Source organism: Wolbachia endosymbiont of Oedothorax gibbosus (assembly GCF_936270435.1).
Taxonomy (GTDB): Bacteria; Pseudomonadota; Alphaproteobacteria; order Rickettsiales; family Anaplasmataceae; genus Wolbachia.
Genome location: NZ_OW370567.1, coordinates 153196 through 166795 on the forward strand (window position 1 = coordinate 153196; position 13600 = coordinate 166795).

At 36.3% G+C, this 13600-nt stretch carries 15 protein-coding genes; 5 read left to right on the forward strand and 10 right to left on the reverse strand.

Annotated elements, in window-relative coordinates:
* Positions 1–62: 62 nt before the first annotated feature.
* Positions 63–416: a hypothetical protein gene (locus tag NBW39_RS00785; RefSeq protein ID WP_250295331.1), complete on the reverse strand. Its 354-nt coding sequence runs from the start codon at positions 414–416 to the stop codon at positions 63–65.
* Positions 417–559: 143 nt separating this feature from the next.
* Between NBW39_RS00785 and NBW39_RS00790 the strand changes: the two genes are divergently transcribed.
* The gene (locus tag NBW39_RS00790) at positions 560–1432 is read left to right on the forward strand and encodes an IS982 family transposase (RefSeq protein ID WP_250294632.1); all 873 of its coding nucleotides are present in this window, start codon (positions 560–562) and stop codon (positions 1430–1432) included.
* Here NBW39_RS00790 and NBW39_RS00795 read toward each other — a convergent pair.
* Complete coding sequence (locus tag NBW39_RS00795; RefSeq protein ID WP_250295332.1) at positions 1382–1837, reverse strand: hypothetical protein; 456 nt, start codon at positions 1835–1837, stop codon at positions 1382–1384. The genes NBW39_RS00790 and NBW39_RS00795 overlap by 51 nt on opposite strands.
* A 565-nt stretch (positions 1838–2402) precedes the next feature.
* On the opposite strand from NBW39_RS00795, the gene NBW39_RS08665 reads away from it, so the two are divergent.
* Together NBW39_RS08665 and ltrA are read left to right on the forward strand one after the other, a co-directional pair.
* The gene (locus NBW39_RS08665; protein ID WP_256466289.1) at positions 2403–2525 is read left to right on the forward strand and encodes a hypothetical protein; all 123 of its coding nucleotides are present in this window, start codon (positions 2403–2405) and stop codon (positions 2523–2525) included.
* A 43-nt stretch (positions 2526–2568) separates the two neighbouring features.
* Positions 2569–3816, forward strand: a complete 1248-nt coding sequence (gene ltrA, locus NBW39_RS00800; RefSeq protein WP_250294718.1) for a group II intron reverse transcriptase/maturase — start codon at positions 2569–2571, stop codon at positions 3814–3816.
* A 72-nt stretch (positions 3817–3888) separates the two neighbouring features.
* On the opposite strand, the gene NBW39_RS00805 is transcribed toward ltrA, so the two are convergent.
* The 4 genes from NBW39_RS00805 to NBW39_RS00820 form a co-directional block, all read right to left on the reverse strand.
* Positions 3889–4731, reverse strand: a complete 843-nt coding sequence (locus NBW39_RS00805) for an IS982 family transposase (RefSeq protein WP_250295333.1) — start codon at positions 4729–4731, stop codon at positions 3889–3891.
* A 193-nt stretch (positions 4732–4924) separates the two neighbouring features.
* A complete protein-coding gene (locus NBW39_RS00810; RefSeq protein ID WP_250295334.1) occupies positions 4925–7591 on the reverse strand; it encodes a 2-oxoglutarate dehydrogenase E1 component in 2667 nt (888 codons plus the stop codon).
* 77 nt (positions 7592–7668) lie between these two features.
* Complete coding sequence (locus tag NBW39_RS00815) at positions 7669–9144, reverse strand: ankyrin repeat domain-containing protein (RefSeq protein WP_250295335.1); 1476 nt, start codon at positions 9142–9144, stop codon at positions 7669–7671.
* Between the two features lie 73 nt (positions 9145–9217).
* Positions 9218–10177, reverse strand: coding sequence for an ankyrin repeat domain-containing protein (locus tag NBW39_RS00820; RefSeq protein ID WP_250295336.1), 960 nt, complete (start codon positions 10175–10177; stop codon positions 9218–9220).
* 117 nt (positions 10178–10294) lie between these two features.
* Between NBW39_RS00820 and NBW39_RS00825 the strand changes: the two genes are divergently transcribed.
* Positions 10295–10450, forward strand: a complete 156-nt coding sequence (locus tag NBW39_RS00825; protein WP_250295337.1) for a hypothetical protein — start codon at positions 10295–10297, stop codon at positions 10448–10450.
* A gap of 177 nt (positions 10451–10627) precedes the next feature.
* Here NBW39_RS00825 and NBW39_RS00830 read toward each other — a convergent pair whose 3' ends face one another.
* The 3 genes from NBW39_RS00830 to NBW39_RS00840 are packed head-to-tail and all read right to left on the reverse strand — an operon-like array spanning position 10628 to position 12636.
* The gene (locus NBW39_RS00830) at positions 10628–11236 is read right to left on the reverse strand and encodes an SCO family protein (protein WP_250295338.1); all 609 of its coding nucleotides are present in this window, start codon (positions 11234–11236) and stop codon (positions 10628–10630) included.
* A gap of 44 nt (positions 11237–11280) precedes the next feature.
* Positions 11281–11976 (reverse strand): DNA polymerase III subunit epsilon, encoded by a 696-nt coding sequence (gene dnaQ, locus NBW39_RS00835; RefSeq protein WP_250295339.1) that lies wholly within the window; start codon positions 11974–11976, stop codon positions 11281–11283.
* Positions 11977–12000: 24 nt separating this feature from the next.
* The gene (locus NBW39_RS00840; RefSeq protein WP_250295340.1) at positions 12001–12636 is read right to left on the reverse strand and encodes a Tim44/TimA family putative adaptor protein; all 636 of its coding nucleotides are present in this window, start codon (positions 12634–12636) and stop codon (positions 12001–12003) included.
* Positions 12637–12800: 164 nt separating this feature from the next.
* Between NBW39_RS00840 and secB the strand changes: the two genes are divergently transcribed.
* Entirely contained in the window at positions 12801–13304 is a 504-nt protein-coding gene (secB, locus tag NBW39_RS00845; protein WP_250295341.1) for a protein-export chaperone SecB, read from the forward strand.
* Between the two features lie 32 nt (positions 13305–13336).
* Here the strand turns inward: secB and NBW39_RS00850 are convergent, their stop codons facing one another.
* Complete coding sequence (locus NBW39_RS00850) at positions 13337–13594, reverse strand: hypothetical protein (RefSeq protein WP_250295342.1); 258 nt, start codon at positions 13592–13594, stop codon at positions 13337–13339.
* Between the last annotated feature and the right edge of the window lie 6 nt (positions 13595–13600).

The window sequence follows — 13600 nt, forward strand, 5'->3', positions numbered from 1 at the left end:
AAGTTGACGCCATTGTCTGAACAGATACCAGTATATGCAATTATTTTAAACTTTATCACCAGCTATATACTACAATGTTGCTGAGCTTCGCTAACATTTACACTTGAAGCTTGGGGAGATTCTAGCTTAGTGCTTTCTCCTTCCTGCAAAATAGAAAGCTTCAACAATTCCTTTAGAGTTGATTTTGCAAGTGTTGTATCGCTTTTCTTAAAGAGGTAGTCCATCCTATTGGTTTCCTGTATATGATTGACAAAACTTCTAGCTTCCTCATTGAAAGCACCCATTGTATTAATACAAGATAATACTAAATCCGAATTCTTTGTTGCTAAAATTCCATTTACGAAAATATCTAATTTTGTTTTATCTTCAGTTAAGTCTCTAGCTAACCTATTTCTGATATTATCATTATCAAGCACAGTGTATTCGAGGTACGAGGAAGGCTCAATAAGTATAAAGTCCTCTAAAACCTCAGTTATGGATTAGAAAATAGATAAAAGTATAACTAAGAAGAGGGAAACAGGGTAAACTCGAGTATTTTAGTAATAATAAGAGGTTACCCATGAAGAAAGATATTACAGAACTGTACTGTTGCGTCGAGGATTTTTGTCGTGCGGTAGATGATAATTTTGCAAATAGGTTCTTATCAAACGGCAAAAAACCAACCAGAGTACCAGAAATAGCGCACTCAGAAATTCTAACCATAATCCTATTATACCATAAATCACCATGTAAAAACTTCAAGGCTTTTTATCTTTGTTATCTTCAGTTATTCTATAGATCAGAGTTTTCAAAGCTGCCTTCATATCACAGATTTATTGCCTTAAAGCCGCGAGTTTTGTGGTATTTAGCATTACTTTTGCAATGGTTTTGTGAACAAGCAAAAATGACCGGGATTTCCTACATAGATTCTACTTCAATAGCAGTATGCCATCGAAAAAGAATCTCAAGAAATAAGGTTTTCAAAGGATTAGCAGAGTTAGGAAAGAATACTTACGGCTGGTTTTTTGGTTTTAAATTACATGTAGTAATCAATGAAATAGGTGAAATTCAAGGTGTTACGCTAACCAGAGGTAACGTCGATGACAGAAAACCTGTACCAACTCTAACCAAAAAACTAACTGGACTTTTGTTTGGAGATAAGGGCTATATAAAGAAAGAGCTCTTTGAGAAACTATTCGATAGAGGTCTAAAACTCGTCACTAAAGTGAAAAAAGGTATGAAAAATGCACTGATTTCGCTGAAAGAGAAGATTTTACTAGGGAAAAGATCGATTGTTGAAACGGTTTTTGGCTGCCTAAAAAACAAATTTGAACTTGAGCACACTCGGCATAGATCCACAGTAAATTTCTTGGTACATATTTTTTCTACCCTCATTTCTTATTCAATGCAATCGAAAAAGCCCTGTATTTCTCAGCTTTACTTCGTTGGTTAATCCATAACTGGGGTCTAAAGGTACTAGTGCTGGATAAGTGTCAGCATAATCAAGTATGCCACACTCAGTAATACACCCTCCTTTTCTTATAACACAGCAATTGAGGCGACCATGATACATTGATAGCAAAGAAAAAAGACGTATTATACTTGTACCTCTATCTTTCATTTCCTCGAAAAGCTTTCTATCATTTATTAGTTTGTGCAAAATGTAATCCGTAGCAGGACTTGGTTTGCGAAAACGAAACATACTATTCTCTTCAAAAATGGCCTCAGCTAATTCGATAGACTTTTTATCCTCATCTATGAAAGCCTTTTCGTTTCTATTTAACTTTATGATCTCAGCTTTGCTATTGCTGCGTAGACTAGTTTGCCCTATTAACCTCTCAAATATTTCTGTATTCATATATATCCTATATTAATTAAAGTAAATATTAATAATGTTTACTTTTTAAATAAAAATAAATGAAAATTTTAATAAAAATTATAGCTTTTTTAATAGAATGAAAGTCTTTTTATATTTGTCTGAGCATTAAAGACCCCAGTTATGGATTAACCAACGAAGTAAAGCTGAGAAATACAGGGCTTTTTGTGTGCCGTAGAGACACAAGGAATGTTCAGGAAAGAGCAAACTAAGTGCGAAAGCTGCACAATAGATGAGGGTGGGCCCCTCGGAGCCGGTTTACAAGAGCAGGCTTCAAACAACCATAAGCTGCTTTGGTAAAGAGCCAAGGTAGTGAGCGTTATGGAAAAGGCGTAATTATGCGTCATGTGTGAAATAGAGAGATGAACGCAAGTGAACCACTGATTACACGTCGAAAGGTAATGCGATGATGTCAAAACCAGGGGAGAAAAAGTAACTTGGGATAAGCCTATCGGGAACTTGTCTACTGGGTAGGTGGCATCCGGCATATAGGTGGCATGAACCTATTTCAGGCTATTGTGTGGAACTATGGGAACCTGTCGTTTCGATGATAAGGGAGAAGTCCAAGGAGCTGAACTCTAAGGAAGAGAGTACTGATGCGAAAAACAGGGGCGGATTAGCTCGTAGTAGTGAAGAAGTTTTTGTAATGGAAATGGAGCGAAGGGGCTGAGTTATTTAGTTTTAATTATTTATCAACCGAAAGGGAAGAGTTAATGAATAAAACAAAATCTTTTGACATACCAAAGCAACTGATTTGGAAAGCTTATAAACAAGTATCCAAAAACAGAGGTGCGGCAGGTGTAGATGAGGTCTCGATAACAAAGTTTGAAGAAAATCTAAAAGATAATCTATACAAACTGTGGAATCGGATGTCATCCGGAAGTTATTTTCCAGAACCAGTAAAAGCTGTTGCGATACCAAAAGATACAGGAGGACAAAGAACTTTATGTGTTCCTTCAGTATTCGACAGGATAGGGCAAACAGCAGCTACTATGTATCTCGAACCGTTAGTAGAGCAGGAATTTCACGAAGATTCGTATGGTTATAGACCAAACAAGTCTGCACTGGATGCGGTAAGTACAGCGTGTAAGAGATGTTGGAGAAGTGATTGGACGATAGATCTTGATATTTCTGGATTTTTCGACAATCTGGATCATGTGTTAGCACTGCAAACTATCAAGAAGCATACAGATTGCAAGTGGGTCATACTGTACGTGGAAAGGTGGATGAAAGCCCCGATTCAACTAGCAGATGGCAGTAAGGTAGTTAGGAATAAGGGAGTTCCACAAGGAGGTTCTGTAAGCCCAATCATTTCTAACATATTTATGCATCATGCATTTGATATGTGGATGAGGCAAAACTACCCAACAATACCATTTGAGAGATATGTAGATGATGCAATGGTGCACTGTAAAACCCAGAGACAGGCAAAATTCATAAAAGACAAGATCGAAGAAAGATTGGCTGAGTTTAAGCTAAAATTACATCCTGAAAAGACACAAATAGTGTACTGTAAGGATGACAATAGGAGAGATGAGTTTCCAATACAGAGCTTTGACTTTCTGGGTTACACGTTCAGACCTAGACTGGCAAAGAACAATAAAATAGGAAACTATTTTGTCTCATTTCTACCTGCAATTAGCAACAAAGCCAAGAAGAAGATCAACCAAACCATAAGGTCATGGAAAATACGTAGGCAAACATATACAACACTAGAGAAAATATCAAAGAAAATAAATCCTATAGTCCGAGGCTGGTATCAGTACTATGGCAGGTTTTATAAATCAGAGATGTATCCATCTCTCAGAAATGTAGAGTGGCACCTAGTAGGATGGGTCAGAGCCAAATATAAGAAACTTCGAAATCATGGAAGACTAGCAAAGCAATTTCTAGCAAAAGTGAGAAAGAGGTCTCCAAATATTTTCTATCACTGGACACTAGGATTGGGATCAAAAGGCTGAATAACGGGAGCTGTATAAATCGAGAGGTTTACGTACAGTTCTGCGAGAGACTGGTGGGGAAGTTCCGCCGGTCTACTCTCCCGATTGCATTGAATAAGAAATGAGGGTAGAAAAAATATGTACCAAGAAATTTACTGTGGATCTATGCCGAGTGTGCTCAAGTTCAAATTTGTTTTTTAGGCAGCCAAAAACCGTTTCAACAATCGATCTTTTCCCTAGTAAAATCTTCTCTTTCAGCGAAATCAGTGCATTTTTCATACCTTTTTTCACTTTAGTGACGAGTTTTAGACCTCTATCGAATAGTTTCTCAAAGAGCTCTTTCTTTATATAGCCCTTATCTCCAAACAAAAGTCCAGTTAGTTTTTTGGTTAGAGTTGGTACAGGTTTTCTGTCATCGACGTTACCTCTGGTTAGCGTAACACCTTGAATTTCACCTATTTCATTGATTACTACATGTAATTTAAAACCAAAAAACCAGCCGTAAGTATTCTTTCCTAACTCTGCTAATCCTTTGAAAACCTTATTTCTTGAGATTCTTTTTCGATGGCATACTGCTATTGAAGTAGAATCTATGTAGGAAATCCCGGTCATTTTTGCTTGTTCACAAAACCATTGCAAAAGTAATGCTAAATACCACAAAACTCGCGGCTTTAAGGCAATAAATCTGTGATATGAAGGCAGCTTTGAAAACTCTGATCTATAGAATAACTGAAGATAACAAAGATAAAAAGCCTTGAAGTTTTTACATGGTGATTTATGGTATAATAGGATTATGGTTAGAATTTCTGAGTGCGCTATTTCTGGTACTCTGGTTGGTTTTTTGCCGTTTGATAAGAACCTATTTGCAAAATTATCATCTACCGCACGACAAAAATCCTCGACGCAACAGTACAGTTCTGTAATATCTTTCTTCATGTGTAACCTCTTATTATTACTAAAATACTCGAGTTTACCCTGTTTCCCTCTTCTTAGTTATACTTTTATCTATTTTCTAATCCATAACTGAGGTTTAAAGAGGTTTGATTGGTGTGATACGTTTTCTATCGCGCCTGGCTGCAGTGCTCAGCGTCAAGATCTGATGAACAATGTTCGCTTGCCAGCTTTCGCTTCAATATTTGCACAATTGTCCCTGCATAACTTGCTTCAAAATTTCCTCCTGTTGCTGAGTGTGAACACTAGCATAACCACATGCAGGAGATGCAGCAGCAGGTCTTGCGATACACTTAGGTCTTTTTGCTTGAATATTGAGGTCAGATAACACCTCGTCTATCAATGGGTTGACAAAAAACCATCCTCCCATATTTTTTGGTTCTTCTTGACACCATATAATTTCAGCGTTCTTATACTTTTCAAGTTCATTACTTAGTTTATCTGCAGGAAACGGATAGAATTGTTCTAAACGTATTACTGCTATATTGTTTATTTTTTGTGCTTCACATACTTCAATTATGTCGTAGTAAACTTTACCACTGCATATTACAACTTTACGTATTTTATCATTTGGAACCAAATCTGTTCTATATTCTGGAATCACCGTGAGGAATTTTCCTTCAAAGTCAGATAAATTAGAAACTGCTCTTTTATGACGCAGTAGCGATTTAGGTGTAAACACTACCAGAGGCTTACGAAAGTCTCTATGCATTTGTCTGCGTAAGACATGGAAGTAATTTGCCGGAGTGGAACAATTAACTACCTGCATATTATCTTCTGCGCAGAGTTGCAAAAACCTCTCTATACGCGCGGAGCTATGCTCAGGTCCCTGTCCTTCATAACCATGAGGCAACAATAAAACTAGAACACTTGATCGCAGCCACTTTGTTTCTGCAGATGCGATAAACTGGTCGATCATAATTTGCGCACCGTTTGCAAAGTCACCAAATTGTCCTTCCCAGAGCACTAGTGAATACGGAGAATCAAGACTATATCCATATTCAAATCCCATTACAGCATACTCAGATAGTGCGCTATCTATGACCTCAAAGTGAGCTTGCTTTTCATTTATATTGTTTAGCGGAATAAACGCTTCTTCTGTTACCTGATCAACGAGCCTTGAGTGACGGTGCGAGAAAGTTCCACGTCCAGAATCTTGTCCTGATAAACGCACTCCTATTCCTTCTGTGAGCAGTGATGCAAATGCAAGACTTTCAGCAGTTGCCCAGTCTATGTTGCTACCAGAATTTATACTATCTATTCTGCCATCAAGTATTTTTCTAACCTTATTATTAATGTTAAAGCTACTTGGAATATTGCTATTTATATGCACACCTAATTTTTTCAACTCATTCGGCGGAACACCAGAATCTGTATAGTATTCGCTCAAATCGTTCAACCTTGCCCTTTTTAATTTTGACCACACTCCACCGAACCAGTCAGCTTTTTTTGGAGTGTAAGTCACTGATTCAGCAAGGCTTTCATCTAATTTTGCCCTGAACTCACTGCGCAATTTATTTACTTCATCGCCATCTAATACTTTCTCTGCAGTCAATTTTTCTTCATACAATGTTCCAGGAGTTTTATGTTTTGATATCAGCTTATACATAAGTGGCTGAGTGAAATTCGGTTCATCACCTTCATTATGGCCGTATTTGCGGTAGCATATTATATCAATCACTACGTCCTTTTTAAATTTCTGCCTATATTCCATCGCCAAACTCGCAACAAAACTCACAGCTTCCGGGTTATCTCCATTAACATGAAACACTGGGGCTTCTATTGATTTTGCTATGTCAGTGCAATAAAAAGAGGATCGTGCGCAGCATGGGTTAGCAGTAAAACCAACTTGATTGTTTATAACAATGTGCACAATACCACCCACTTTATAACCTTCAATGTTGCTTAGGCTCAAGGTCTCGGCAACGACACCTTGACCGATGAAAGCCGCATCACCATGAATTGATATTCCAAGCACGGATCTCATATTTTGTTTTGCCCTCACTCTCCCAGCTAAAACCGGATTAACCGCTTCAAGATGAGATGGATTAGGGCATAAACTTAAATGTATTTTTTTACCACCAGCAAGTGCTCGATCAGAAGAATAACCAAGGTGATATTTAACATCACCAGACACCTCAAGACCACTTGGATATGCAAGATTGCCTTGAAATTCAGATAGCATTGCCGCATATTCTTTGCCCATAACTTTGGTTAGAACATTGAGTCGTCCGCGGTGAGCCATGCCAAGGACTATTTCTTTAATACCACAAACCGTAGAATCACTAATGATTTTTTCAATTGCAACGATAGCTGATTCCCCACCTTCGATAGAAAAACGCTTATATCCAGGAAATTTCATATGGAGAAATTGCTCGAACATCTCAGATTCGACCAAGTGCCTCAGTATTTCTTTTTTGTCTTGTGAACTCAGCGTATAGGTTTGATTTTCAATTTTTTCTTGCAGCCACATTCTCTCTTCGTAAGAGGAAATATGCATAAATTCAAAACCGATATTCTTGCAATAAATATCTCTATAGATTCCAGTGTCACCCGTAGGAGAGATATTCAAATATTTCTGATAATCTATTTCTTGATTTTCATTTGGTGACAATGGGTTTAAGTCTGCAAAAAAGTGACCATAAGATCTGAAGAAATTTGCTACTGAATCATCCACCTTAGTTGCATGTTGTGCACCGCAAGACTCCGCTTTATTAACTTCTAAATTGCTTGAAAAAATTCTATACCAATCTTCCCCGATTGATTTATCGCCCTGCAGATAACGGCTATACATTTCTTCCACAAATTCTGCATTATCACCATAAAGGCAGCTTAAATTCGACATAATTACTATATAAGATATCAAACACTTATAAGTATAACTTAAGTTTTTTAAAAAAGAACTCCTTTAGTCTCTAATTATTAAGTTGCATTCACTTGCGATTTCTGACTATTGAGAAACTCTGCCCTTGCTTCAATAAACTCAGTTGAGGGTCCTGGTGAAAAAAATAGAGTTTTTATTGCGTAGTACGCACAACATAATGCAACAGCAGCCATAACTGCTGCAAGAGTAGAACACCAAACTTTACCTATGTATGCGTCCGCAACCCCAGAAATCAAGGCAATACTACCCGCTGTAGTTAATAGCGTAACAGCCCCAAGCGAGGTTGCTTTATTATAATCAATAGCACCAAATAGTTTTCCAACACCACTGTAAAGAGAAACAAGATCTATTGGCTTTTTGCCACCTTTATCCTTCAAGTCTGGATCAGCCCCCCTCCTCAAAAGCAATTTTGCAATTTCAACACTACCATCTCTGTAATACTTGCTACACAAGTAATGTAACGATGCCCTACCCAGATCATCCTGCATATTAGGGTTAGCACCTTTATCCAAAAGCAATTCTACAGCTTTATAACGATCGTCTATTCTATAGCTATCAATAATATAATAGAATAGTGATCTGCCTTTTTGATCTTTTACATCAGGATTTGCATCATGTTCCAAGAGTAGCTCTACAATGCTATCATGCCCTTTAGAGCACGCTTCATACAATAGAGATTCACCATGTTCATTTTTTATATTAGGATCAGCACCATGCTCCAAGAGCAGTTTCACAATGTTATCACGCCCTTCAGAACACGCTTTACATAATAGAGATTGAACACGTTCACTTTTTATATCAGAACTAGCACTATGCTCCAAGAGCAGTTTTACAATGTCATCACGTTTTTCAGAATAAGCTTTATATAATAGAGACTCACCGCATTTATTTTGTATATAGGGATTTGCACCTCTTTTGAGAAGCAGCTTCACAATTTCAACACAATCGTGACTTTTATCTTCAAATAAGTAATGCAACAGTGTTTTACCTTGACTATCTTTTGCATTAGGGTCAGCACCTTTGTCTAAAAGTAATTCAGTAACTTTGTGACAAAAAACACCATCCCTGTTGGTAATATAGTGTAATGGTGATTTGCCTTCTCGGTTTCTTGTATTAGGATCAGCACCATGCTTCAAAAGTAAGTCTATGGCTTTAATCCTTAACTCATGTTTATAACTTGTATGCCCAAGCGCGAAGTTTAATGGCATATTGCCACCAGTACCTTCTGTATTCAAATAGTTAAATTTATCATCATTTTTTACTGTCTCTAGCAACAACTTCAAAAAATCCAGTTTATCGTCGTCAATGGCTGATATTACAAGGTCCGAAAAAACTTTTGCCTGATCTTGGTAATCTTCAGTAAGCAATTTGCATGCTTCTATTTTTTTCGAGAGTTTCTCTATTGTAAAATTGTTCTTATACAATTTATTAAGTTGTTGTTTAGCTTGTTCATAAACCTCATGCTCAGAAAGACTCACTATTCCCAAGATTTTTAAAGCTTCTTCTTCGTTCATGGCAATTATCCCTTACTAATAATAAACTATGCTTAAGTATAACCCAAAATTTCAAAAAGCAAAGCTTTTTATGTCAAACTGCACCTGCTGATTTCTGACTATTAAGAAACTCTGCCCTAGCTTCAGTGAATTCAGTTGAGGGTTTTGAAAAAAATGCAGTTTTTATTGCGCAGTACGCACAAAATAATGCGCAAGCAGCCGTACCTGTTGCAAGGATAATAAATCCAATTTTATCTGCTTTTCTGAAATTTCCAACTGTGGCTTCAAGTGCACAGCTGATACTAAAAAGCGAAGAAATCACTACACCACCAGAGTATAGTAACACCTTATTACGATCAACGGCACCAAATAACTGCCCAACTTTACTGTCGTGTTTAGCATAATCTACTGGTCTTTTATTGTAATTATCTTTTAAGTCTGGGTTAGCCCCTTTCCTTAAAAGCAATTTTGCAATTCCAACACGACCACGGGCACAATCATTAAGGTAACTATGATCCTCGCATAAGTAATGCAACAGTGTTTTACCTTGGTTATCTCTTGCATTAGGATCAACTTTGTACTCTAAGAGAGATTCAGTAACTTTGCAGCAAAAAACACCATCTCTATTGTTAACAACGCAGTGTAATGATGATTGCCCTGCTCGATCTTGTGCATTAGGATTAGCACCATATTTTAAAAGCAAATCTATGATCTGAGCTCTTAACCCTAACTTACATCCAAGTGTATTCCCAAGTGCGAAGTTCAATGGCATACTGCCATTAGTGCTTTCTGTATTTAAATAATCAAATTTATCATCATTTTTTACTGTCTCTAGTAACAATCCCAAAAAATCTAGCTTATTACTGTCAATGGCTGATATTACAAGATCCGAAAAAGCTTCTGCTTGACTATCGGTAAGCGATTTATATGCCTCGATCTGCGTTTTTAATACATCTGAGTTTTTTTCACTATCAAATAATTTCTTTCTGGCTTTAGAGATAACGTCATGGCTATCTGTTAGTTCCAAAATTTTTAAAGCTTCCTCTCTATTCATAATAAATTCCCTACTGAAATATCTTAAGTTAATTATAACCCAAAATTTCAAAAAGCAAAGCTTTTTATGTCAAACTGTGCCTGTTGAGCAATTCCATAACTGTACGAACATTCATTTTTGAAGGTAAATTGCACAACAGATGATGTCATTCCAGTGCTTGACACACAACTGTACGAACATTGTGATTTTGGCCCATCAGGAGGGTGTCATCCCAGTCTGGGATCCAGGAATTTTATTAAGTTGGCAAGCATAAAAATAGCTGTTTTATGTTAAAACACAACGTTTTAATGATTATGGAAAGGCTGGATCCCAGTGTCTGGGCACTGGCCCACTGGTGGCCCAAACTACAACGTTCGTACAGTTGTGTGTGTCTTCCCGGTGGAGATTGCTCTCAAAATCATAATGCTCATGCAGTTGCGTGCTCGGCTAATTAACAGAAAAATCTATAATTCAGTTTACGTATTTTCTTATCTCAGCCAAAATCTTATCAGATTGACTTTCGTCTGAATTTAAATCAGCTGCAAAGTGTGTAACATATTTTCCTCCAGGGCCAATAAGATATATTATCGAAGAATGGTTGATTTCTTCTTCTCCGTCTACTTTGCTTGCATGTACTTTATATTTTTCAACTACTTCGTCTATTTTTTCTCTTTCACCAGTTAACATTTGTATTCTATGGTCAAATTGCTGTTGAAATTCTTTAAGTTTTTCAGTGCTATCACGCTCAGGATCAACTGTGATGAAGAATGTTTGTAGCTTGTTGTTAGTTTTCTCATCTAACTTTGCAAGTGTTTCTGAAATTATTCCAAGGTTCATAGGGCAAATTCTTTTGCATGAGGAAAACCCAAAGAAAATCATCATGTATTTATCTTTAAAATCACTACTGCGCAGGATCTGTCCGTCCTGATTAATTAAAGAAAAATCTCCGCCTATCTTAACTTCTGCGTTGTGAATCGCTGCTGGGGCAAATATGCCTTTTTTAGTGAAATAACAATAACCTAAAAAAACAACTGCTAATGCTGCTAGCACATTAGATAACAATCTTATAAACCTTACCATTAGAATGCTCTCAGTAAAATCAAATTGTATATTTATTAGCTGACCTATTCAATATATTTATTCCAAAGTGTATTGTTAATTTTGTCTAACAGTTTCTTATGTTCATCAATTTCTTCACTATTTGGTGAATGTTCTCTGGGAGTTAGATTACGCACTTTATGCTGAACGAATGTGGAGTTACTGTCCTGATTGCATTCATTATCAAAGAGAAAGGTTTGTAACCCTCCTGTAAGTTCAACATATACCTTTGCAAGCAATTGAGCATCAACTAGTGCTCCGTGCAACTCTCTATTCTCTAGCGATATATCAAAACGCTTACATAATGCATTCAAAGAAGCAGGTGATCCTGCGAATTTTTTTCTTGCAAGAGGTAATGTATCTAGCACTCTATCTGAGGAAATTAACCCAGCATTCAGCTTGCTTAACTCCATGTTAAGGAACTTAACATCGAATTCAGCGTTGTGAATTACCAAAATATCATTAGATATAAAGTCAAGAAATTCAAGTGCAACATCTGAAAATAATGGTTTATCTTCTAAAAATTCTTCACTAATACCGTGAATCTTAAACGAGTGATAAGGTATATCTCTTTCTGGGTTGAGGTACCGATGGAATACTTTACCTGTTGGAATACGATTAATTAATTCCACACACCCTATTTCAATAATTCGATGACCAGATCCAGTGTCAAGACCTGTCGTTTCAGTATCAAGTACTATTTCGCGTAGCTTACTCTCCATAATCAACTTCAAATGAAACTAATCTTACTTGCCATTTGTCTTCTTATAGTTAATAGAAACAAGCAACCAGCTTGGGTCTGATGAATTAACATTTTTTTTGAATTGCCATACATCCTCAACTTTATTAATGGTGGATGTACTACCTGATATGATATCTCCTTTATTATTCTTAACGAAGTTAATTTGCTCTGAAAGGAAATATACTGCAATAAACACTACATTTTTTATTAGCTTTATTTCTAAAATCTTTTGTGAAACGATAGAAACAATTATAGACTCGTGCACCTCTTTACGATATTTAATCTTCTCTGCAAAATTATCATATAAGTCTTTATTGAGAAGAGGTTTTAACTGAGACAAATTTCCTTGATTGAAATACTTTATTATTAATTCAAAAGCTATGCTTGAACCTTCTATAAAGTGGGAAATAGAAAAATCTTTGTTTTTTTTTAATATTTGTTCATAAGTAACTTTTATTGAATTTTTATCATTGCTATCAATATAACCCTCAATGTTTTCTACTACATCTTCTTTACTTCGGCTTACATCCAATACACTAGTTAGCTTTTTTAGGTTGAGGTTGGTTGACCTTCCTAAAGAATTATACAAACGTGAAAAAATGAATGCCGCTAATAAAGCATATATTACAAGCTCTATCATAGTAACTCAACTCCTTGGCATATAAAGTATCTGAACATTATTAATTATTAATGAAAATATGTTTTTCATATCAACTTATAATCAGGTTTGCTATTCATTTGTAAATGAATATATTATATAAGAAAGTATTAAATATCTCAACTCAATTAAAGGAGACGTAAGAAATGCCACAACAAAAAATGAGAATTCACGGTCAATATGTTAAAGATCTATCGTTTGAGAATCCGAATTCGCCATTCCTTTCTTCAAATAAAGCTCCCGATATTAATGTAATGGTTAATATCAATTCAGCGAAATTAGAAGGAATGGAAAACAAAGAAGGAGCAAATGAAGAAAAATCTTTCCATGAAGTTACTTTGCATATAGAAGTCAGAGCAACGATAAAAGATGCAGATATAAAAGATGGCGTAGCTTTCATTTGTGAGACGAAATATTGTGGCATTTTTTCAATAGAAAATTTAAAAGAGTTGAGTGAGGAAGAGGTAAGACAAGCTTTGTTTATTGGTGGACCTACTTTCCTTTTCCCTTTTGCAAGAGAAATAATTGCAAGAGTTACAAGTGGTGGTGGATTTCCCCCACTAATGCTAGATCCTATAGATTTTGAAACTATGTATGAGCAGCAAGGTCAACAACAAAAAAGTAACGGTAGTAATTCCAATTTTAACTAATACAGTATAATATATAGCTGAAAATAGCTGTGCTACTGAGGTACCAAAGGAGGAAATATCTGAAATGAAGCAGAATATGCGTAATAATTTTGAATGTGATCTATTTTTCTGGATCCCAGTGTCACGCACTGGGATGACAGGTGGTTGTGCAAGAGATCTATTCTTGTCGTTCCAATGTGAATCATTTTTGTCATCCCGGTTTGCATCATACTTATCGTTCCAGCACGAATCATCCTTGTCATCCCAGTGCGTGACAATGGGATCCAGGTATAGAAGTGTTTGCAAGTCATACAATT

Excerpts from the sequence above, each read along its gene's own strand:
- NBW39_RS00790 (WP_250294632.1), top strand. The coding sequence starts at position 560 with ATGAAGAAAGATATTACAGAACTGTACTGTTGCGTCGAGGATTTTTGT.
- NBW39_RS00795 (WP_250295332.1), bottom strand. The coding sequence starts at position 1,837 with ATGAATACAGAAATATTTGAGAGGTTAATAGGGCAAACTAGTCTACGC.
- NBW39_RS08665 (WP_256466289.1), top strand. The coding sequence starts at position 2,403 with ATGATAAGGGAGAAGTCCAAGGAGCTGAACTCTAAGGAAGAGAGTACT.
- ltrA (WP_250294718.1), top strand. The coding sequence starts at position 2,569 with ATGAATAAAACAAAATCTTTTGACATACCAAAGCAACTGATTTGGAAA.
- NBW39_RS00805 (WP_250295333.1), bottom strand. The coding sequence starts at position 4,731 with ATGAAGAAAGATATTACAGAACTGTACTGTTGCGTCGAGGATTTTTGT.
- NBW39_RS00810 (WP_250295334.1), bottom strand. The coding sequence starts at position 7,591 with ATGTCGAATTTAAGCTGCCTTTATGGTGATAATGCAGAATTTGTGGAA.
- NBW39_RS00815 (WP_250295335.1), bottom strand. The coding sequence starts at position 9,144 with ATGAACGAAGAAGAAGCTTTAAAAATCTTGGGAATAGTGAGTCTTTCT.
- NBW39_RS00820 (WP_250295336.1), bottom strand. The coding sequence starts at position 10,177 with ATGAATAGAGAGGAAGCTTTAAAAATTTTGGAACTAACAGATAGCCAT.
- NBW39_RS00830 (WP_250295338.1), bottom strand. The coding sequence starts at position 11,236 with ATGGTAAGGTTTATAAGATTGTTATCTAATGTGCTAGCAGCATTAGCA.
- dnaQ (WP_250295339.1), bottom strand. The coding sequence starts at position 11,976 with ATGGAGAGTAAGCTACGCGAAATAGTACTTGATACTGAAACGACAGGT.
- NBW39_RS00840 (WP_250295340.1), bottom strand. The coding sequence starts at position 12,636 with ATGATAGAGCTTGTAATATATGCTTTATTAGCGGCATTCATTTTTTCA.
- secB (WP_250295341.1), top strand. The coding sequence starts at position 12,801 with ATGCCACAACAAAAAATGAGAATTCACGGTCAATATGTTAAAGATCTA.
- NBW39_RS00850 (WP_250295342.1), bottom strand. The coding sequence starts at position 13,594 with ATGACTTGCAAACACTTCTATACCTGGATCCCATTGTCACGCACTGGG.